The sequence below is a fragment of the Macrococcus animalis genome (assembly GCF_047425875.1).
Lineage (GTDB): Bacteria > Bacillota > Bacilli > Staphylococcales > Staphylococcaceae > Macrococcoides > Macrococcoides animalis.
In genome coordinates this window covers 1,842,974-1,864,737 of sequence record NZ_CP179727.1, presented here as the reverse complement: position 1 = coordinate 1,864,737, position 21,764 = coordinate 1,842,974, and the positions used below count along the sequence as shown (strand labels likewise).

General features: G+C 32.7%; 24 protein-coding genes. 1 reads left to right on the top strand and 23 read right to left on the bottom strand.

Annotated elements, in window-relative coordinates; all coding sequences use genetic code 11:
• Positions 1-113: 113 nt before the first annotated feature.
• Together rpiB and ACMGE9_RS09860 are read right to left on the bottom strand one after the other, a co-directional pair.
• The gene (gene rpiB / locus ACMGE9_RS09865) at positions 114-539 is read right to left on the bottom strand and encodes a ribose 5-phosphate isomerase B (RefSeq protein WP_414042595.1); all 426 of its coding nucleotides are present in this window, start codon (positions 537-539) and stop codon (positions 114-116) included.
• A gap of 12 nt (positions 540-551) precedes the next feature.
• Complete coding sequence (locus ACMGE9_RS09860) at positions 552-1,205, bottom strand: ribulose-phosphate 3-epimerase (RefSeq protein WP_414044488.1); 654 nt, start codon at positions 1,203-1,205, stop codon at positions 552-554.
• 164 nt (positions 1,206-1,369) lie between these two features.
• On the opposite strand from ACMGE9_RS09860, the gene ACMGE9_RS09855 reads away from it, so the two are divergent.
• Positions 1,370-2,368, top strand: a complete 999-nt coding sequence (locus ACMGE9_RS09855) for a LacI family DNA-binding transcriptional regulator (protein WP_414042594.1) — start codon at positions 1,370-1,372, stop codon at positions 2,366-2,368.
• Positions 2,369-2,426: 58 nt separating this feature from the next.
• Here the strand turns inward: ACMGE9_RS09855 and ACMGE9_RS09850 are convergent, their stop codons facing one another.
• The 21 genes from ACMGE9_RS09850 to ACMGE9_RS09750 all read right to left on the bottom strand — a co-directional run bounded on the left by ACMGE9_RS09850 (position 2,427) and on the right by ACMGE9_RS09750 (position 21,597).
• Entirely contained in the window at positions 2,427-2,726 is a 300-nt protein-coding gene (locus ACMGE9_RS09850; protein WP_414042593.1) for a DUF3986 family protein, read from the bottom strand.
• Positions 2,723-3,097 (bottom strand): hypothetical protein, encoded by a 375-nt coding sequence (locus ACMGE9_RS09845; protein ID WP_414042592.1) that lies wholly within the window; start codon positions 3,095-3,097, stop codon positions 2,723-2,725. The genes ACMGE9_RS09850 and ACMGE9_RS09845 overlap by 4 nt, the downstream gene beginning before the upstream one ends.
• A gap of 26 nt (positions 3,098-3,123) precedes the next feature.
• On the bottom strand, positions 3,124-3,327 hold the full coding sequence (locus tag ACMGE9_RS09840; RefSeq protein ID WP_414042591.1) for a hypothetical protein: 204 nt from the start codon (positions 3,325-3,327) through the stop codon (positions 3,124-3,126).
• Between the two features lie 120 nt (positions 3,328-3,447).
• Positions 3,448-4,644 (bottom strand): L-2-hydroxyglutarate oxidase, encoded by a 1,197-nt coding sequence (lhgO, locus tag ACMGE9_RS09835; RefSeq protein WP_414042590.1) that lies wholly within the window; start codon positions 4,642-4,644, stop codon positions 3,448-3,450.
• On the bottom strand, positions 4,645-5,913 hold the full coding sequence (locus tag ACMGE9_RS09830) for a (Fe-S)-binding protein (protein WP_414042589.1): 1,269 nt from the start codon (positions 5,911-5,913) through the stop codon (positions 4,645-4,647). It abuts the gene before it with no gap.
• The gene (locus tag ACMGE9_RS09825) at positions 5,906-7,312 is read right to left on the bottom strand and encodes an FAD-binding oxidoreductase (protein ID WP_414042588.1); all 1,407 of its coding nucleotides are present in this window, start codon (positions 7,310-7,312) and stop codon (positions 5,906-5,908) included. Before ACMGE9_RS09825 ends, ACMGE9_RS09830 begins: the two co-directional genes overlap by 8 nt.
• A gap of 11 nt (positions 7,313-7,323) precedes the next feature.
• Positions 7,324-8,028, bottom strand: coding sequence for a FadR/GntR family transcriptional regulator (locus ACMGE9_RS09820; protein ID WP_414042587.1), 705 nt, complete (start codon positions 8,026-8,028; stop codon positions 7,324-7,326).
• A gap of 5 nt (positions 8,029-8,033) precedes the next feature.
• Positions 8,034-9,971, bottom strand: coding sequence for a TRAP transporter permease (locus ACMGE9_RS09815; protein ID WP_414042586.1), 1,938 nt, complete (start codon positions 9,969-9,971; stop codon positions 8,034-8,036).
• 1 nt (position 9,972) lies between these two features.
• The gene (locus ACMGE9_RS09810; protein ID WP_414042585.1) at positions 9,973-10,980 is read right to left on the bottom strand and encodes a TAXI family TRAP transporter solute-binding subunit; all 1,008 of its coding nucleotides are present in this window, start codon (positions 10,978-10,980) and stop codon (positions 9,973-9,975) included.
• Positions 10,981-11,228: 248 nt separating this feature from the next.
• Positions 11,229-11,432 carry a hypothetical protein gene (locus ACMGE9_RS09805; protein ID WP_414042584.1) on the bottom strand — a complete coding sequence of 68 codons (204 nt, stop codon included), beginning with the start codon at positions 11,430-11,432 and terminating at the stop codon, positions 11,229-11,231.
• Between the two features lie 40 nt (positions 11,433-11,472).
• Positions 11,473-11,670, bottom strand: a complete 198-nt coding sequence (locus tag ACMGE9_RS09800) for a hypothetical protein (protein ID WP_414042583.1) — start codon at positions 11,668-11,670, stop codon at positions 11,473-11,475.
• Positions 11,671-11,782: 112 nt separating this feature from the next.
• The gene (locus ACMGE9_RS09795) at positions 11,783-13,129 is read right to left on the bottom strand and encodes an alanine/glycine:cation symporter family protein (protein WP_414042582.1); all 1,347 of its coding nucleotides are present in this window, start codon (positions 13,127-13,129) and stop codon (positions 11,783-11,785) included.
• A 162-nt stretch (positions 13,130-13,291) separates the two neighbouring features.
• Entirely contained in the window at positions 13,292-14,512 is a 1,221-nt protein-coding gene (locus tag ACMGE9_RS09790; RefSeq protein WP_414042581.1) for an NRAMP family divalent metal transporter, read from the bottom strand.
• A 224-nt stretch (positions 14,513-14,736) separates the two neighbouring features.
• Positions 14,737-15,099, bottom strand: coding sequence for a hypothetical protein (locus ACMGE9_RS09785; protein WP_414042580.1), 363 nt, complete (start codon positions 15,097-15,099; stop codon positions 14,737-14,739).
• A gap of 134 nt (positions 15,100-15,233) precedes the next feature.
• Entirely contained in the window at positions 15,234-16,448 is a 1,215-nt protein-coding gene (locus ACMGE9_RS09780) for an NRAMP family divalent metal transporter (protein WP_414042579.1), read from the bottom strand.
• A 29-nt stretch (positions 16,449-16,477) separates the two neighbouring features.
• A complete protein-coding gene (locus tag ACMGE9_RS09775; protein WP_414042578.1) occupies positions 16,478-17,230 on the bottom strand; it encodes a LamB/YcsF family protein in 753 nt (250 codons plus the stop codon).
• A gap of 2 nt (positions 17,231-17,232) precedes the next feature.
• Complete coding sequence (gene accC / locus ACMGE9_RS09770) at positions 17,233-18,597, bottom strand: acetyl-CoA carboxylase biotin carboxylase subunit (RefSeq protein ID WP_414042577.1); 1,365 nt, start codon at positions 18,595-18,597, stop codon at positions 17,233-17,235.
• Positions 18,598-18,609: 12 nt separating this feature from the next.
• Complete coding sequence (locus ACMGE9_RS09765; RefSeq protein ID WP_414042576.1) at positions 18,610-19,041, bottom strand: acetyl-CoA carboxylase biotin carboxyl carrier protein; 432 nt, start codon at positions 19,039-19,041, stop codon at positions 18,610-18,612.
• Positions 19,041-20,012, bottom strand: coding sequence for a biotin-dependent carboxyltransferase family protein (locus tag ACMGE9_RS09760; protein WP_414042575.1), 972 nt, complete (start codon positions 20,010-20,012; stop codon positions 19,041-19,043). Before ACMGE9_RS09760 ends, ACMGE9_RS09765 begins: the two co-directional genes overlap by 1 nt.
• Positions 20,012-20,719: a 5-oxoprolinase subunit PxpB gene (gene pxpB, locus ACMGE9_RS09755; protein WP_414042574.1), complete on the bottom strand. Its 708-nt coding sequence runs from the start codon at positions 20,717-20,719 to the stop codon at positions 20,012-20,014. The genes ACMGE9_RS09760 and pxpB overlap by 1 nt, the downstream gene beginning before the upstream one ends.
• A 167-nt stretch (positions 20,720-20,886) precedes the next feature.
• Positions 20,887-21,597 carry a transaldolase gene (locus tag ACMGE9_RS09750; RefSeq protein ID WP_414042573.1) on the bottom strand — a complete coding sequence of 237 codons (711 nt, stop codon included), beginning with the start codon at positions 21,595-21,597 and terminating at the stop codon, positions 20,887-20,889.
• Positions 21,598-21,764 lie beyond the last annotated feature (167 nt).

Here is a 21,764-nt window from a genome sequence, read left to right as displayed (position 1 = left end):
CTTAGCCTCCTGTCATATTTATAGTTTCATATTATCACATTTATTTTCAATTTCAATCATTATTTTTCATATTATTTCATTAATTATCAAAAAAAATCATATAAATGACACAATTATTCAATCATGTTGATTCTATTTAAATGTCTTCCACCTTCAAATTTTGCATTTAGCCATTCATCAACAATCATTTTAGCCAGTTCAATTCCTACTACTCTTGCACCAAATGCTAAAATATTTGTATTATTATGTTCTTTAGATAGTTTTGCACTGTATGGTTCACTACATACAACAGCTCTAATTCCTTGTACTTTATTAGCCGTTATTGATATTCCTACGCCCGTTCCACAAATAAGAATTCCACAATCAAAATTATTATTCGAGACTTCCTCTGCTACTTTCTTTCCGTATATTGGATAATCTGTTCTTTCAGAACTATAAGGACCAAAGTCTTCTACTAAATAATTTTTCCCTTCTAAATATTCAATTATCTGTTGTTTCATCTCAACAGCAACATGATCGCTACCTATAGCTATTTTCATTTTTCAACACCTCTATTGTTTTATTTTCTCAATTATATTTTGATATGATTCATCTTTATTGAATAAAACTGAAGTTCCTAACACAAATCCTTCTACTCCAATTTGACTCAATTGATTAATTTTTTCTTTAGAAATAGCACCATCCACAAAAATACTAAATTTATAACCTTTTTTCTTTAATTCAAATAGTTCTTTAATTTTATTCATTGTTGGTTCTAAAAATTTTTGGCCAGAAAAACCTGGATTTACTGTCATTATCATAATATTTTCACAATAAGGTATTAATTCAATGATAGAATTAATTGATACTGCAGGACTAATCGCAATACCTGGAACAGCACCTAAATCTTTAATTTTTAATAATGTACTTACAGGATTAGTATCAGTTTCTGGATGGAAATATACTATATCAGCACCCTTATCAATAAACATCTCAATATATTTTGCTGGATTATGAATCATCAAATGTACATCTACTAGTTTAGTCGTATTATTTGAGATAAATTCTAAGTCTTGTAATCCCATACCAAAATTAGGAACATAAACTCCATCCATAATATCAATATGAAAAATATCAATATTTGCCGCTTCTAGAGATTTAACCTCCTTTTCTAAATTTGAAAAATCTGCACACATCATTGAGGGACATAATACTTTACTCACAATAATTCCTCCTTACTATGAGTAAACGTTTACTCATAGTTTAAAAAATATTTGGGTAAACGTTTACCCTTTGGTTACAATATACTCTCTAAATTTAATTTAGTCAAATGTTATTTTTATTTTTTTATTGTACAATGATAATAATAGAATTCAACGGGGGAAATATCATGAGCAATATTTCAATTAAAGAAATAGCAAAATTAGCAGGTGTATCAACAGCTACTGTATCAAGAGTAATAAATGATAATGGAAGATTTTCTGAAGAAACAAGAAAAAAAGTAATGGCAACAATTAAAGAAACAGGATATCAAATTGATTACTCTGCTAAAACTTTTCGAATGAAGAAAAGTTTTTCAATTGGTATTATAGTTCCTGATATTACCAATTATTTTTTCGCAAAATTAGTTGAAAATATAGAGAAGGAATTGTTTAAAGAAGGTTATTCAACAATTATATGTAATACTGCAAGAGATTCAGAAAAAGAAATGAATTATATTAAAATGTTAGAAAGTAAAATGATAGATGGTTTTGTTATTATCTCTGGAGCAGAAGAATTTATATTAAATTCTAATAATACTACAAAAGATATCCCCTATGTTTGTATTGACCGTGAACCTTCTGACTTTTCAAATACTGTATTTATCTCTTCCAATCATTATGAAGGATCACAAATGGCAACAAATCATGTGATAAATAATGGTGCAAAAAAACCAATATTTGTATTACACAAAAGACATTCAACTAGTAGCCATGAAAGATTAAAAGGTTTTATTGATGTTATGAAATCAAATCATATAAATCATACAAATTCTATACTATATATTGAAAATAAAGATAATAAATATTTTACAAATTATATAAATTCAAATCATCCAGATGCAATTATTTTCGCAAATGATCAATTAGCTATAGACTGTATACCTCTATTAAAAAAATTAGAGGTTAAAATACCTTATGACATACAAGTTTTTGGTTTTGATGACATTCCAGCATGTGAATATATTCAGCCTTCTTTAAGTACAATAAGACAGGATACGAATAAAATCGCTAAGGTTGCTGCGAATTCTTTATTAAAAATTATCCAAGGAAAAACTAATATTAAAGGCGATATTGAATTGATTAATGTACATAAGGTTATTAGAGAATCTACTAAAAATGAGTCATGAAATGTTTCATGATTCATTTTTAGTAATTTCTTTCTTGGCCCTTTATACCTAATAAAATTTAAGTAATCAATTTCTTTTTAATTAGCCATATATATAAAAATTCGGCCGCATCTTTATATTCAAATTCATCCTCTTCCACTTTTATTATTTCATAACCTACATTTTCTATATATTCGTATTCCCTCAAAATAGTATCACCAATTCCTTGCGCTTCATCTATATAAAACACCCAATTACTTCCTCTTTGATAAACCGTCGCTTCTATATCATATCCACCATCATAATAACCTACATGAAAATGAGATAATAGCGCTGGATTATTAAAATCATCCTCACTCAAATCTTTAAATTTTTTCATTCAAACTCCCTCTCCATCCATTTATTTCTTTCAATACAAATCATCTCATCTTGCTTCAATTCCATAAGATGTTCTTTTCTAAATTCTCCGATATCAAGTCTATGACGCTTTAATACTTGCAGCGGGATACCTTCAGCATCTAATGCATGCGCAATTTCTAATACAATGTAATCATATTTTTTATTATGAGCTACGTGTTTTAATAGTTCCTCGTAAACTTGTTCAAACTCTTCTTCACTCGGTCCATAGTGAAGCATATACTGAACTTTATATTTCGATCCTACAACTTTTTCTTCCCAATCAACTTTATTTTCCTCTAAATATTCACTCTCAATTTCAACATTCGATGTTATAAAGTGATAATGTGTCATTGTCTCCTCCTATAAAAATAAGATCCTCAAGGTCTCATTTCATCACTCAAATTTTTTAATGTGTTTGCTAATCTTGCTACTGCATATTTCTTCTGTTCTTCAGGTGTTAGCTGTTTCTTTATTTTATTCTCTTGATTTCGTAATTTAGATGACTCATTTTTATTCGGTTCATTACTAAATAATACGATAAATATAGGTATAAATATTAGTAACCACATATACATATCCACTTTATCACGTCCTATAGTATTTTTAATCTAAAGTAGTGATTATTTACTTTAATTCTATCTTTTGTAGGTTATTTATTTCAAGTCTAATGAATATGCCTCTCCTAAAAAAGAAACCGCTTATTAAACGGTTTCTCTACTTTTATATTTAGTTAATATTTCTTTTCCAATTTCCAAGCTAGCAGTAGCAGCTGGTGATGGTGCATTCAATACATGAATACTTCTACTTGATGTTTCAAAATAAAAATCATCAATTAATTCACCCTTACTATTCATTGCCTGTGCCCTAACTCCAGCTTCCATCGGTACAAAATCCTCTTCTCTCACTTGAGGAACTAATTTTTGAGCATTTCTAACAAATGCTTTTTTATTAAAAGATCGATAATATTCTCCTACACCCATCTTCATATATTTCAGTCCCAATTTATAAATTCCTTTAAATTTGATAAGTTCTAAAAATTCATCCTTTTTAAAATCAAATTTTCCATAAGATTCTTTAGAAAATCCAAGTACTGCATTAGGTCCACAATCTACGCCGCCACCAATCATGTTAGTAAAATGAACACCTAAAAATGGAAATTTCGGATCTGGTACTGGATAGATTAATGTTTTCACTAAATCATGTTTTTCTTCTTTTAGTTCATAATACTCCCCTCTAAAGGGAACTATTTGTATATCAGTATCAATTCCACCCAGTTTAGCTATTTTATCTGAGTAAAGTCCTGCACAATTAATATAGAATTTTGTCTCATAATTATTTTTGTTCGTTTTTATGATTACTTTTTCTGCTGATTCTTGAATCGCAGTAACCTCTTCCATTAAATCACACTGACCATTCATCGATTGAAATAATTCTAGTAATTTCTCAGACACTTCTTTATAATCTACTATACCCGTTGAATTAACTTTAACAGATGCAACTGCATTCACATGAGGTTCTATAGCGAGTGTTTCTTTATAATTTAAATAGGAAACATCTAAGCCATTCTCGATTCCTCTATCATAAAGTTGTCTTAATCGACCTAACTGCGAATCATCTGTTGCAACAATTAATTTTCCACATTGATTAAATGAGATATCGTTATCTATACAAAACTGAATCATTGAATCAGCACCCGCTTTAGCAAATCTTGCTTTATATGATCCTGGCTTATAATAGATGCCGGAGTGAATAACACCAGAATTGTGTCCAGTTTGATGTGTTGCAACTTTATTTTCTTTTTCAAGTACAAGTATGTCTAATTTAGGATTTTCTTTCTTTAAGTGATAAGCAGTGGAAAGTCCTATTATTCCTCCACCAATTACGATGCAATCAAACATTTATTTCCCCTCCACACAAGATTCATATACTAAGTCAACAATATGTTTCACTTCAACAATTTCAGATAATCCTTCTCTCATAATTCCTACTTGCATTTGCAAATAACAACCTGGGTTACTCGTAACAATAACGTTTGCTCTTGTCTCTTTAACATATCCCATTTTTCTATCTAATACTTTCATTGCATTTTCATATTGCACAATATTATAAATCCCAGCAGATCCGCAGCAAATATCTTTTTCTTTTAAAGTTGTAAAATTTATTCCTGGAATTTTTTTGATAATTGTTTCAGGTTGTTTTGTTACTTTTTGTACATTTGTCAAATGACATGATGGTTGATAAGTAACATCATAGTTTAATGATTTGGTTAATTTTAATTCCAACTGAGCTAATAATACTGATATGTCCACATTTTTATCACTAAATGTCTTAGCCCTTATCTGCATGCCAGGTTCATCACTAAAGTAAAGCGGATATTCTTTTAAAGTTGCTCCGCATCCCCCTATAGCATTCACAATATAATCACATTCAATTTTTTCAAACATTTCAATATTCTTAATAGCTAATTGTTTCGCATCTTCTGAATAACCAGCATGATTTTGTAGTGCACCACAACATATTTCATTGGGTAAAGTAATCACTTCAATATTATGTCTTTCTAATATTTCTATTGCTCTATCATTAATTTTTTCAAACATGACATCCATAACACAACCTTTAAAGTAAACTACTTTTAGAGATTTAGACTTTTCATCTTTATAATTTGGACTGCGTGTATTTACATTTGATTTATTGATTGTAGGCAAAGACTGATAAAATGTTTTATTCTTTTGTCCAATAATATTTAATACCTTAGATTCTTTGTTCATGACATTTTGAACTGAATATAACGACTTTTTCATAATTTTTAACGATACTTTCTTATTTAAACTGTTACTTAAAGTATATTTTAGACTGTAATATTTAACTGGATTTTTTTTCTTTTCTTTTTCTTTTAACATCTCCACAGCCGTATGATGAATGTATCCATAATCAACACCTGTTGGGCATACAGTTTGGCAAGCCATACAACCCAAACAAACTTCAAATCCTTCTCTGATATCTTCTAAACTGAGGTTTTTTTCAGCATAATATTTTAACAGATTGATTCTTCCTCTTGGAGAATGTTTCTCTTCTTTCAATGTTAAATAGGTTGGGCAACTGGGTAAGCACATGCCACATTGAACACACGAAAAAGTTTTATCATAGGCTAATGATAAATTATTCATGTAATGAAAACCTTTCATTTTTATCAGGGAACATTTTCCCTGGATTTAATATACCTTTTGGATCTAATGCTTTCTTTATTTCTTTCATGTATTCAACACCATGGAACCCCAGTTCTTGTTCCATAAATGCCTTTTTTAAATGACCTATACCATGCTCACCTGACAATGTACCACCCATTTTAATCGTTACATCAAAAATTTCTTCTACTGCAGCTTCAACACGTTTCTTTTCATCTTCACTTGCTAAATCTGTTAATATATTTGGATGTAAATTACCGTCACCTGCATGTCCAAATACTACTAAATTAATTTGATATTTATCTCTTATCCTCTTAATTTCATTAAACATTTGTGGAATTTTACTTCTTGGTACTGTAGCATCTTCAGATATCTTCTTTCTGCCATATCTAATTATTGCTGGACTAACTAACTTTCGAACTTCCCACAATTGATTTGCTTGTGCTTCATCCTCAGCAATTGTGATTTTTGCGTCTGGAAACTTATCAAATATTGATAATATTTCAGCCATCTCTTCTTTTAATTGAGATGCTCTTCCATCTAATTCAATCAGTAATATAGCGTCGGCTTTTGTATTTAATCCGACTTTTGCATATTCTTCTACAACATTTATACAGAAACTATCCATTATTTCTAATTTAGATGGCAAAATTCCTGATTTAAATATTTCAGTGATTGCATGACCCGATTGTATTAAATCATCAAATACAACCATTGCCGTTTTCGTTGCTTTAGGTTTAGGAATTAATTGCAAGATTGCTTTAGTTACTATACCTAGCGTGCCTTCAGAGCCGACGATGAGCTTTGTCAAATCATATCCAGTCACATTCTTTACCGTTGCTCCACCAGTATTGATAACATCTCCATTTGCAGTAACAATTTCTAAGCCTAAAACATAGTCTTTCGTCACACCGTATTTTAGACATCGTGGTCCACCTGCATTCTCAGCAATATTACCACCTATAGTAGAAATCCTCTGTGATGATGGATCTGGTGGATACATTAATCCAAAGCTATCAGCAGCATCATTAATTTTCTGTGTAATTACACCCGGTGATACAACTGCAATTAAGTCATCAGGATATATTTCAAGCAGGTCATCCCAGTTTGTAAAGTCCATCATAATGCCACCTTCAATTGCTAAAGATCCTCCACTTAAACTACTAGCAGAACCTCTAGGATATAAAGGGATATTATTTTGGTTGGCGAACTTTACAATATTTACAACTTCAGCAGTAGATTGGGGCTGCACTACAACATCAGGAAAGAATGTCCCAAAACTTGCATCATAACTATAAGACGCTAAATCTGATTTTTCGATGAATATTCTTTTGTTATCTAAACATTTTTTTAGTTCATCTACAATTTGATTTGCGTTCAAAAAATCATCTCCTATATTATTCTTTTATCTCCCATTTTCTTTCTCAAGTTTAATATGTGATTATTCATTTTTGATTGAGCTTCTTCTACATTTCTATCCTTAATTGCTTGGTAAATTTCTTCGTGTTCTTTAATTACTGAAGAACGTTTTTGATGATTTCCAATATTTAAAGAAAGTGAAAACTTCATCCCAATCTTATAAATATCACTAATATTATTAAAAGTTTCGATAATATATTTATTTTTACTACCTTCTATAATGGCTTGATGAAATAAATAATCTGCTTCAAAACCAATCGATTCATAATCACTCATTTCATTTTTTATTACCTTTAAAGATGAGTATATCTTGTCGATATCTTTGTCATTATGGCGAACCGCACATAACCCACTCGCTTGAACTTCAAGAACATGTCTAAGTTCAACTAAATCAAAGTAATCTTCTTTTGTTAAATTATCTAAATCAAAAAACATTGTCGTATGATGCTCATCATACGTCACAAATGAACCTTCCCCTTGTTTAGACTCAATAAATCCTGTAGCTTTCAAGCTATTTAAGGCTTCTCGAACAGGTTGTCTACTGACGTTGAACATTTCACACAACTCTTTTTCAGTCGGTAATTTATCTCCCAATTTATATTGTTTATGTTCTATACTTTCTTTTAATTGATTAAAAATTTCTTCTGACATACTTAATTTTTTTAATGGCGAAAACATTTTTATCATCCCACTTTTACTATTTGTCTTTTATTTAACAAATATAACATGACAAAGAGTATCAAACCTATTAAATCTGTTAGTAAGCCTGGAATAATTAGTAACATTGCTGCTACAAAATATAGTATACTTTCAACTAAAGAAATTTTAGAATTGTTAAATCTACCGAGTGAAATTGTCAATGCATATATTCCTATAACCGCACTCAGTACAGAAAGAAGCAGCATTAAATAATTTAAACTTCCACTATCATCTGGCTGTAACAATAATACCGGATGATATACTAATATAAACGGAATAATAAATCCAGGTAATGCTAACTTCATAGAAACCCAACCCGTCTTCATTGGATCTGCTTTAGCAATGCCTGCAGCTGTGTATGCTGCTAATGCAACTGGAGGTGTGATATTCGATAATGCACCAAACCAAAATACAAAGAAGTGCGCTGCAATACTATTTACACCTGCTTGAATCAATGCTGGTGCAGCTGTAACGGCAACGACGATGTATAATGCAGTAGATGGTAGTCCAAAACTCAACACAATACAAGTTATCATTACTAAAATTAATATAATCAATAAATTTCCATTAGCAAATTCTATAACATTATATGCAAGCATTGAACCAACACTTGTCATTGAAACAACACCAATGATTATACCAACTGAAGCACAGGCAATTGTTACTTGAATACATCCTTTTGCACCATCTTCTAATGCATCAATAACTTTTGAAATAGTAATACGATTTGATTTATCTTTTGTTAACCAAGAAGCTAAAATTGCTGAAATAATTCCCGCAAATCCAGCGAAAATTGCTGTTTTACCGATTAATAAACTCACGATAACAAAAATAATAGGTAATAATAATAAACCTCTTGATTTTAATACTTCTATAACTTGTGGAATATTCTCCTTACTTAATCCCACCATTCCTTGTTTCTTAGCTTCTAAATCTATAGCAAAAATTAAAGCAATATAATATAAAAGAGCAGGAATTATTGCGGCTAATACAATAACTGTATAAGAAACTCCTAGAAAACCAGCCATGATAAATGCTGCCGCTCCCATGATTGGTGGCATAATCATACCACCTGTAGATGCTGTTGCTTCAACAGCTGCAGCAAAAGTTGGTTTAAGTCCAATCTTCTTCATTAAAGGAATAGTAAATGTTCCTGTAGTAGCAACATTGGCAACGGCACTACCACTTAAACTACCTGTCAATGCAGATGATATAACAGCTACTTGTGCTGGTCCCCCGCGTCTTCCACCTGCAATTGCCAATGCTAAATCATTAAATAATGCACTTGCTCCACTCGCATTCAAGAAAGCACCAAAGATAACAAATAGCGCAATATAAGTTGAAGCAATGGATAATGTTACACCGAATATACCCTCACTTGTCATATACAATCGATAAATCAATCTCTTGATTCCAAAACCACTATGCGCTAAGTCTACTGGAAAATAGGGTCCAAATAATGCATAAATGATTGCCATCAAACAAAGTAATGGGATAAATATACCAATTACCCTGCGTGAAATTTCAAATAAAGCAAGTATCGCGAGACCACCGAATATATAATCCATTGTGTTGGCACTTGATCCTCTATTCACATGGATATCAAAATACATCATGATAATATAACCAAATGTAACGATGCAAAAAAGTATAAAAAGTATATCTAAAACGCCTAATTTCTTATCAACTTGTTTTTTAGTCATTGGAAATAATAACGCTGCTAAAATAACGATACCTAATAAAAAGATTGCATTTCTATATATCTCTTGCATCGTTGAGAAAGTCGTTGCATACATGACAAATAATGAAATGATAACTGCTAAATATTTCGAAATTTTATGCCAAATACCGGTTAATGTTCTTGTCGAAGCACCAGTTTCAGTTTCAACTTCTTGTATTTCAATATTTTTAATATCTGTCATATTATACATCTCCTTTCTTCAATTCAGGTGGTGTCAATTCTTTTGGAATCTTTAAGCCTTTTTCTTTAAAATATTTATATGCTCCTGGATGTAAAGGAGTTTTTAGCCCTTCAAGTGCAGTTTCAAGCTTCATTTCTTTAGCTGAGTTATGCACACCGTCCATAAATTTTTTATTGTCATATAAAAGTTTTGTCATATCATACACTTGTTGTTCACTGATTTTGTTTGTAGTAACTAAAATATTAGGTTGTGCAATTGTTTGTATATCTTTTGTTTGTTTTGGATAAGTTCCCTTTTTAATTGTATATGGATACCATGCTTCACTCACTTTATTAATAGCATCTAGTTGTTCTTTTGTAACTTCTAAAATAGAAGCTTTCACACCACTAGCAGTCATATCAGTAATCGCAGAAACAGGTACACCTGCTGGTAATGAACCACCTGCTAACCTTCCATCACGCATTGCTGAAATTGTATCATCATATCCTAGATACTCTGCTCTAATATTTTCTTTTGTTAATTTCAACCCTTCCATCATTGTTACAGTTGAAATTTCAGTTCCCGAAGCTCGTGGTCCTACTGAAAATGATTTTCCTTCAATATCACTAATCGTTCCAGTTTTAATATCGCTATCCATCAATACAAAATGTTCAACATTTGGCCAAATCATTGCGATTGAACGTAGGTCTTTATATGGCTTGCCTTCATAAATTCCGCTACCTTCTGATGCCATTGTTGAAATTAAACCTTGTAAAATAGAAAATTCTGCTTCCCCTTTTTTCATTAAATCGATATTTTCTACTGACCCAGCAGAAGATGTACCATTAAATTTAATATTTTTTTCTTTATAATGTTTTGTCCAAAGTTGCCCCATTCCAACTCCAATCGGATAATATGTTCCACCAGTAGATGCAGTTGCAATATTATAAACTTTTTTCTTTTCAAAATTACATGCAGATAATGTGAAACATAAAACCACAATCGTAAACAAAGATATTAACCTTTTCACTTGAATCCCCCTTTAATATTAGTTGTATGACAATCATACAATACAAATAAAACGCTTTCAATAGTATTCTGAAAATTAAGACAATAAAAATATTCATTAAAAAAAAGACCTCGAAAGGTCTTATCACTTATTATTATTTCGATTAAATACTAATCTTCCTGCAATCACAACTAAAAATACAGGAAAAATAAATAGAAAAATCGCAATGAACGCAGCTATTATATTCATCCTATTTCCTCCGTTAAGATTTATGACATATTTTCTTTATCTTTCAATTGTTTCTCAAGCAATTCAATTTTCTTCTCCAACTCTATTTTCTTCAAATGTTCATATTCAAGTCTACTATTTCTAATCTTTCTACTATTTTCTATAGCATGTCTGATTGCTAGACCAATTAAAATTGCTAATACGATATATAATAACCAAACAACAATTAGACCCATCCAATCCATCAATGTCACTCCTAATTTTCATTAATATATGTCTAACATGCTATTTCAACAGTTCTTTATCTAATAATGCTATTCTTTTCTTAAGCTCGATTTTCTGTAACTGCTCTAACTCAAGTCTACTAGTTGTTTTCTTTCTTGAATTTTCAGATAATCTGCTAATAATAATCGCAACAGAAATAATACACCAAACAATTAGTAATAAATATACTAATATAGTTAATATTGCTAACCATTCCATAAATCTCACTCCCTTTTTATATAATATATCCTTAAATTGTAATTTAATCAATCTTGTCTATTTTTATGAAATAAAAAGAACAACATCATTTAAGATGTTGTCCAAACCGTAATTACTTATATTCCGCAAAAAATTCTTGCGTCAATCGTTTCACTTGCGGACTTAAAAGCAATACCGCTATAACGTTCGGTATTAGAATCATCGCTAATGCCAAATCTAACAGCTTCCATAACTGCGTGCCATACCCTATTGATCCTATCGTAATCGACACAATATATACTGCCTTCATAATGTTCCCCATCATCTCACCAAACAAGAACTCTGCCATTCTTGATCCATAGTATACAACTACGATTACCGTTGATAATACGAAGAAGATAAGTGATATTGAGATGAGTGAACTGCCAAACACACCAAACGCATCTTCATATGCTCTTGCTGTTAAAGCACCTGGATTCTCTTTGGCATCATCATGAAGATGTACATCTGATACTAATACAACAAATGCTGTTGTTGAACAGATAATGATTGTATCTACAACAATTTCAGAGATACTCCAGAACGCTTGTCTCACCGGATGATCTGTCTTTGCTGCTGCGTGAGCGATTGGTGAGGTACCTAGTCCCGCTTCATTTGAATATACACCTCGAGCAAATCCCCAACGCACTGTCGTTGCAAGTGCTGCACCAAATCCGCCACCTGCTGCTGCTTCTGGTTTAAATGCTTTCTCGATTACGAGCATCACTACACTTGGTACATGCGTAATATTCATACCAATAATTATGAAACCAAATAATAGGTACAGTCCTACCATTAACGGGACTAATTTCTCAGTCACTGTCGCAATACGCTTAATTCCTCCAAAAACTACGATTGCGGTAATTACTGACATGATAACTCCTGTTATCCATGGATTTATCTGAAACGTATCATGCATAGAATCTGCCACTGAATTCCCTTGTACCATAACACTCGGAATCAGTTCGATCATTAACATGAATGCAAAGATAACAGCAAATATCATTCCAATCTTTTTATTTCTAAATCCTTTTTTCATATAGTATGTTGGTCCACCAACAAACTCACCGGCTTTATTCTTCTCACGATAATGCATCCCTAGTACGTTCTCACTAAATTTCAATGCCATCGCTAAGAATGCAATGACTAACATCCAAAATACTGCACCGGGTCCACCCATAATGATCGCTGTTGGCACCCCTACTATATTCGCTGCACCTACTGTTGATGACAGTGCCGATGTTAATGCTTGTCTAGGTGTAATCGTTCCTTCACCTTTTGGTTCTTTATTAATACTCCCAAAAGTCTGTTTCATGATGTAAGGAAAATGTCTAAATTGAATAAATCCTAAGTAAATTGTTAGAAATAAACTTGCACTAAAGAGTAATGTTATAAGTGGATAACCCCATAGCCATTCTGAAAACTTCACAATATAATCCATAATCCGCTCCTTCATTGTTAGTATATTTTAAGTTTACAGAAGTAATGATGTCATTTCAAATATTTATCAGAATTTTCAGTCTTAACGACATATAATCAATCCCTTATCATCAACTATGATAAGGGATTGATATTATTATTGCGTTAATATTTATATTATCATTTACCCAAAATATTCAGCCATTGCTTGAATTGAGAATAGACCTGCAAATATCGTAACGATGACTGCAAACACACCTAACCAAAAGATCCATTTCGGATGTTCATAATCACCAACAATTGATTTTCTACTTGATGCGATTAGGATTGCTGTAAGTGAAACAGGTAAAATCAATCCATTAAAAGCTCCTGCAAGTACAAGTAATTCGACTGGCTTACCTACAAAAGTAAAGATAACTGTTGATATTGTGATAAATGTAATCACGACGATGTTGTTATGCTTTAAAAACCAGGGGTGGAAGCCTTTTAAGAATGATGCACTTGTGTAAGCCGCACCGATTACAGATGACATCGCTGCTGCCATTAATACAAGTCCAAAGATTTTAGGGCCAATATCACCTAATGCATAATAAAATACTGATGCAGGTGGGTTATCAGGATTTAATTTCACACCTGTTGCAACGACACCGAGTACTGCTAAAAATAACATTGCACGCATAATGCCAGTTGTGATAATACCCAAGTTTGCGGCACGTGTCGTAAAGTGAATATTCTCTTCACCTGTCATACCTGCATGAATTAGTCGATGGGCACCTGCAAAAGTAATGTAACCACCTACTGTTCCACCGACAATTGTTATGATTGGCATGACAAGCCCCAGCGGATTATCCGGTAAAATAGTTTTTGTCATTGCTTCGGTATAAGGTGGTTGTACTTTAAACATAACAAATGCGACAACAAGTATCATTGAAATTCCTAATACTTGCGTCACAATATCCATTGCTTTTTGTGCATGTTTACTAGAGAAGACAAGAATAGCTGCAATACCCGTAATAATAGCACCTATTTTGACATCGATGCCGAGTAAAGCATTAAATCCAAGACCCGCTCCAGCGACATTTCCGATATTAAAAGCAAGCCCTCCTAAGACGATTAGAATCGAGATGACAGTACCTAAACCCGGTAATACTTCATTAGCAATCACTTGTCCTCTTTTTCCTGTCATGGTTAATATACGCCATACATTAAGCTGTGCCCCAATATCAATTATAATACTTACAAGAATCGCAAATGCAAAACTAGCTAAATATTTTTCTGTAAATATTGTTGTTTGTGTTAAAAATGCGGGGCCGATTGCCGACGTAGCCATCAAGAATATTGCACCTAATAGTAAACGTCTTTGTTCAGCCGTCATTTTTTTGTTTTTTCTTTTTTCCATGTTCATCTCCTTATAATCTGAAATAAAATTCCTAGATTTGAGATTATACAGACATATATATCAGAATACAACCCTATCAGCAAAAATTATTTTTTATATTATTTATAAGGAAAGAATTGTTTTAAATTTCAAAATTCAAGAAATTATATTTCTTGAATTTACTATTTGTAAAATACTCTCACTAAGCTAATAAAAATATGCACAAAAAAAGATGAGCTTTCGCTCACCTTTTAACTAATTTCTAAACCTTCTCCAACAAATGTTTCATATGCCTCAAACATTCTACCAGGTACACCACATTCAGCTGAATTATAACGACTAAAGTTCTTATCATTTACCACTTCAGTTATCATATTAACAGTCTCATCACTTCTAGGATCTTCAATCTGTTGTCCTGTCATCTCTTCAGTAATTACAAATAATCTTACTAAATACCTCGTATATGAATCGTCTCTATCAAGCGTCAACTCAAGTTCTTCAGTTAGATCTTTACTCATTTCAACAAAACATCTGAAATCCTCAAAGAAATCTGCGAATCGTACTAATACGTGTCTATAATGCTCGTCCGATAGCTTCATATATCTGAATGCCAATTGCTTAACCACCCTTAATTTTTAGTCATACTTAGTGTATCATTTTTGAAAGCGCTTGAGAATGGTGATTTAAACTTGTGTTTCATAAAAAGTAACAAAAACCTACTAGAATGATATTTAGTGGGTTAAAAATTTTATTGATTCCATAGATCGATTAACGATTGAATTGACATGAATCCTGCACCAATGGTTGCAAGCACAGCAATAATCCCAAGTACTAATAACCAAGTTGGATGTTTATAGTCCCCCACAATACGTTTATTTTTCGAGGCTAGAAGGATTGCCGTAAGCGTAATAGGAAGTATTAATCCATTGAATGCACCTGCTAGTACAAGTAACTTCACTGGCTTCCCGACAAGTAAGAATACTAATGTCGAGAACACTATAAAGCATATAACGACAATATTATTATGTTTTGTAAAGAATGGGTGGAATCCTTTTAAGAAAGAAGCAGATGTATAAGCTGCACCAATTACTGATGTTAAGGCTGCTGCTAATAATACAAGTCCAAATAATCTTGGTCCAATTGGTCCTAAAGCATGTTCAAAAGCAGAAGCTGCAGGATTGGTTGGATCAAGTTTAAACCCTGTTGAAACTACACCTAAAATCGCTAAAAATAAACAAAAGCGCATAATACCTGTCGTTAATATTCCTAAATTTGCAGCACGAGAGACAAATGGTAAATTACCTTTCCCTACCATACCATCATCTATTAATCGGTGTGCACCAGCAAATGTAATATACCCACCTACAGTACCACCAACAATTGTTACTAATGGCATTACTAACCCTAATGGATTATTAGGCATGACCATTTTCGTAACTGCCTCGCCATAAGGTGGTTGCACTTTAATCATAACGAATGCTACTGTTAAAAGCATCACAACACCTAAGATTTGTGTGACAATGTCCATCATTTTATTGGCGCTTTTACTACTGAAAATAATGATAGCAAGTATACCAGTAATTACTGCTCCAATTTTTACGTCAAAGCCTAATAATGCGTTAAATCCAAGACCTGCGCCTGCAACGTTACCGATATTAAACGCTAATCCCCCAAGTACGATTAAGATTGCAATAAGACTACCTAAGCCTTTAAAAACTTCATTCGAAATATCTTGTCCACGTTTCCCTGTCACTGTTAAGACACGCCAAATATTTAATTGTGCTCCAATATCAATGATAATACTTAAAAGAATTGCAAACGCAAAACTCGCCATAAATTGTTCAGTAAACAAAGTCGTTTGTGTTAAAAATGCTGGTCCTATAGCTGAAGTCGCCATTAAGAAAATTGCACCAAATAATAACCTTCGTTGTGCTGGTGTCATTTTTATTTTTTCATTATTCATAATAAGCCCCTTTTCTCTTATGATTTATATTATTTTGCTTTTATTTCAATTTCTTTTTGTAGTAGCGTTTCTCGAATTTGCTCAACAAAAGCTAACGCCTCTGGTCCATCCCCATGAACACAAATAGAATCCGCTTGAATTGGTATAAAATTTCCTGTTATTGTCTTAACCTGCTTTTCTTCAATCATACGTAGCACATGTGTAACCGCTTCTCTTGCATCGTGAATCATCGCATTACTTTCTTTTCGAGAAACGAGTGTACCTTCGTCCGTATAATTACGATCTGCGAACACTTCATTGATAACGGTTAACCCATTTTCATCGGCAATACGCACTAAATTGCCTCCTGCAATTCCCATCACTTTAAGTTCTGGATTAAATGTTTTAATCGCATTCACTATAGCCTGTGCCAACTTTTCATCATTAAATGTTGCGTTATAAAGTGCACCATGCGGTTTCACGTGGTTTAATGTCACGTTATGTTTCATACAGAATGCTTGTATTGCTCCAAGTTGATATGTCACTAAATTCTCTACTTCGTCATATGTCATATCAATTTTTTTTCGACCAAAGCCCATTAAATCATTATAGCCAGGGTGTGCACCAATACTGGTATTGTATTTTCTGCACATTTCAATTGTTTTATTTAATACATTAAAATCTCCTGCATGCATCCCACATGCAATATTCGCTGAAGTAATTAACGGAATGATTGCCGCGTCGTTACCAATCGTATAATTTCCATAACTTTCACCTAAGTCTGCATTTAAATCAATTTGCAAAGTTATCCCTCCAAGAAATGATTTTTTTCTAAGAATTTTATATCTATTTCATTCGATTGATATCTCGGATGCTGAATAATACGAGATTGATAATCTAAATTCGTAGGGAATCCTGTAATCACCGTTTCTTCTAAAATTGCGAGCATTCTTTGATATGCACGATCGCGCGTTTTATCATATGTAATAAATTTAGCAATCATTGAATCATAATAAGGTGAAACCATGCACTTTTGATATAAAAATGTATCGATTCGTACACCTGGACCACTTGGTAAATTCAAGTATTCAACTTTTCCTGGACTTGGTCTAAAGCCATGATCAGGATCTTCCGCGTTAATTCGACATTCGATACTGAAACCATTAATTTGAATGTCTTCTTGAACTAAATCAAACATATCAAATAAAGCTATGTTCAACTGTGCTTCGATAATATCAACACCGGTTACCATTTCAGTTACAGTATGTTCAACTTGCACACGTGTATTCATTTCTAAGAAATAATATTCTTGTGTAGATTCCACATATAAGAATTCTAATGTACCAGCACCACGATAGTTAATATTCTTAGCTGCATTAACTGCATCTTGAGTCATACGTTGTCTAACTTCATCTGGAACGATTGCTGCCGGAGCTTCTTCTACAAGTTTTTGGTTATTACGCTGAATTGAACAGTCACGGTCATATAAATGAACCGCATCACCTTTACCATCACCTATAACTTGTACTTCAATATGACGTGCAGTTTTAATGAATTTTTCTATGTATACACGATCATCACCAAAAGCATTCTTTGCTTCTGACTTTGCTGCATTAAAGAGGTTTTCGAAGTCTTCCATACGACTTACGATACGCATCCCTTTTCCGCCACCTCCTGCAACAGCTTTTATCACCATTGGCACACCAATTTCTTGTGCTTTTACTTTCGCTTCTTCAAGCGTAGGAATCACATCTTTAGAACCTGGGATAACAGGAACACCTGCAGTAACCATTGTTTTACGTGCCTCTACTTTGTCACCCATTTTCTCTATTGTTTCTGGTGTTGGACCAATAAATACAATATCATGTTCTGCACATAGTCTTGCAAAGTTGGCGTTTTCAGCAAGGAATCCATAACCTGGATGAATACCGTCAGCACCGGTAACTTCTGCTGCTGCAATAATATTATTCATGTTTAAATAACTTTCAGTAGAACTAGATGGTCCAATACAATATGCTTCATCTGCAAGCGCAACATGCAGGCTATCGACGTCAGTCGTAGAATATACTGCTACTGTTTTAATGCCCATTTTTTTGCATGTTCTAATAATACGAATTGCAATTTCTCCTCGATTTGCAATTAAAACTTTTTTGAAAGGTTTCTGATTCAAGATTACACCTCCTTATTTCTCTTTAATTGTTACTAATGGCTCATCATAGCCCACTGCTGTACCGTTCTCAATATGAATCGCTTCAATTACTCCATCAACATCAGCAAATATATCATTCATCACTTTCATCGCTTCAATAATTCCGATACGATCACCTTTCTCTACTTTATCTCCGACACGGATGAATGGTTCTTTCGAAGTTTCATCCTGCATATTATAGAATGTTCCTACAAGTTGTGACTTTTGTACATGATGATTATTATTAACAGTTTCTTGATGGGTTACATTTTGTCCTGATATTTGATCAATTTGTGTAGGAACCGTATGAACCTCTTTTATGGCTTTTTCAATATAATATTCATTATCACCTTCTTTAATCGAAATGACATTTAATTCATTGCTATTCATCATATCAATGAGTTGTTGTAATTTATCTGAATTCATTATGATTCCGCCTTCTCTAATAAATTTTGAATTTTTTTACTTGTATGTCTAATATCAAATGCGTGCATACTGACTTCATTAATGAGTGTCATCATTTTTTGCTTTTCTTTAACAGCTTCTTCTAAAGTACCTTCAACAAGTCTGATTTCACTACCCGGACCTTTTTGAACGAGCGTTGGTATATCACTAAAGTAAACTGTACCTAGTTTTGCATAACCTCCAACTGTCTGACGATCATTCATTAATATAATCGGTTGTCCATCCGATGAAACTTGAATTGAACCCAACTGAACAGGTTCGGATATAATATCGTAATTCGTTTTCACTTCAAGAGTATCGCCTGTTAACCGAATTCCCATACGGTCAGATGTATTTGAAATTTCATATGTACTTGATAAAGAAGATGCTAAATTTTTAAAACGGTCATATTGACGTCCTGGAATAAATCTAATAGTACTCACTTTATCGATAAAGTGTGTATTCACACGACGTGTTTCTAATTTACCTGGTTGATTAAACTGAAGTACATCATCTTTAATCAAAGTACGACCTTCTAATCCACCCAGTTTAATCTTCATATGCGTTGCATAACTACCTTGTATTTTCGGAATATTAAATCCACCTTTTACTGAAAGATATGTACGATAACCATTCTTTGCTGTTTTAAAGGTTAAGATATCGCCAGCATTTGCATTATATACACAACGATTCAAAACTGGCTCATCATTTAATTCTGCTAACATATTGCCGCCTGTAATCACAAAAGCATTCGATTCAGTAAATTTGAAGATACCACCTTGCATTGTCATTTCAATACTCATATGTTCCGTATTACCGAGTAAAAGATTACCTAACAGTAAAGCACGATAGTCCATAGCTCCTGCAGGTGATAGCCCAACATTTTGAAATCCTGTACGCCCTAAATCTTGTATCGTTGAATATAGACCTGGATGAATGACTTGAAGTCCCATTAATGTACCTCCGTTTCTATCACATAAGTGCCGTTATTTACAGATTGTTCAATCGTGTCATATTCATCTTTTGAAATACGTTTAAACTTTATATAATCTCCAGCTTCGTAATACACTTCTGGATTACGATTAGGGTCGAACAATCTCAACGGTGTTCTTCCGATGATATTCCAACCGCCAGGTGACGCTAAAGGATATATGCCTGTTTGTGCATTAGCAATACCTACCGAACCTGCTGGGATTTCTTTACGTGGAGAAGATTTACGTGGTGTAGCAATCGACTCATCTAATCCACCTAAGAAAGGAAAGCCTGGCATAAATCCTAACATATATATTAAATAAGGCTTGCTCGTATGTATTTGAATAATTTCATCCGTCGATTTATTGTGTCGTGTTGCCATTTCCTCTAAATCCAGATTAAAAGGTGCATCGTAACAAACCGGAATAATATATGTAGTCGCCGGATATTTATCGTCTGATATTAACTCAAGCTTTTGAACCGCTTCAGTTAGTGCCGTATGATTCGTTTTCGTATCATCAAAGTAAATGACCAAAGTATTATATGAAATAACAAGTTCATTAATCCCTACAATATCACTATTTTGAATTGTAGATTTCATTTGTATGACTTGCGCGTTGATCTCTGGATTAATTCGTTCATCAAAGACAATACTCAAACAGTTTTCGTTAATATTTACAAATTCCATTTTGTAACCCCTTTCTTTACACATGTATTATAATACCATAATAGTCTGATAATTTTTAATATTATTTAAATACTGATTTCTCATTTTCGCAAAATATTGTTTCTTAATTAAAACAAAAAGACTATTACATCGCTAATGATGTAATAGTCTAAATAATAAGTATTTAATTATAAAATTCCTAACCCACTTGACTGAATATCTTTAGCGAATCCTTGTACTGTATCTACTGATAACTCATCAATGTTACGTCCAATATTAGGAATTTTCTTAACAACGTCGCCAGGGCAAGTGATAATATCACAACCGATTTCGTCTGCTTGAATAACGTTATATAATTCACGGCAAGATGCCCATAATAATTTAACGCCTTCTTTTTCATGACATACTTTCACAGCTGCACGCATTAATGGCATTGGGTCAACGCCTGTATCTGCAATACGTCCTGCAAATACTGATACGTATGATTCAACGCCTGGTTTAATTGCTTTTACGATATCTGTTACTTGTTCAATTGTGTAAACTGCTGTTACGTTTAATTTAATATCTTGCTCAGATAATTTCTTGATTAACGGAATCATTGATTCGCCTTTTGTATTTACAACTGGAATCTTTACGAATACGTTCTCACCGAATGATTGAATAATTGCTGCTTCTTTTTCCATCGTTTCCATATCATCACCGAACACTTCAAATGAGATAGAGGCATCTGGAATGGCTTTAACTGCTGCTTCTGCGAATGCTTTATAATCTTCAACACCAGCTTTCGCCATTAGGGATGGGTTTGTCGTAAAACCGTCAACTGTCTTGTTTGCATAAGCTGTCTTCATTTGTTCGATATCTGCGCCATCTGCAAAAACTTGTACATTTAAATTTTTCATATTTATTCCTCCAAATATAATGTAAACACTTCTACTTATTATAATCATATAATGTCAGTGATTGCTACTGATTGAACATAACTTGTATGATTTTTAGCATAATTATCAAGTTTTTAATATTTTTATTCTATTGAATCCAGATGATATGGTAAAATAAAATGATTAAT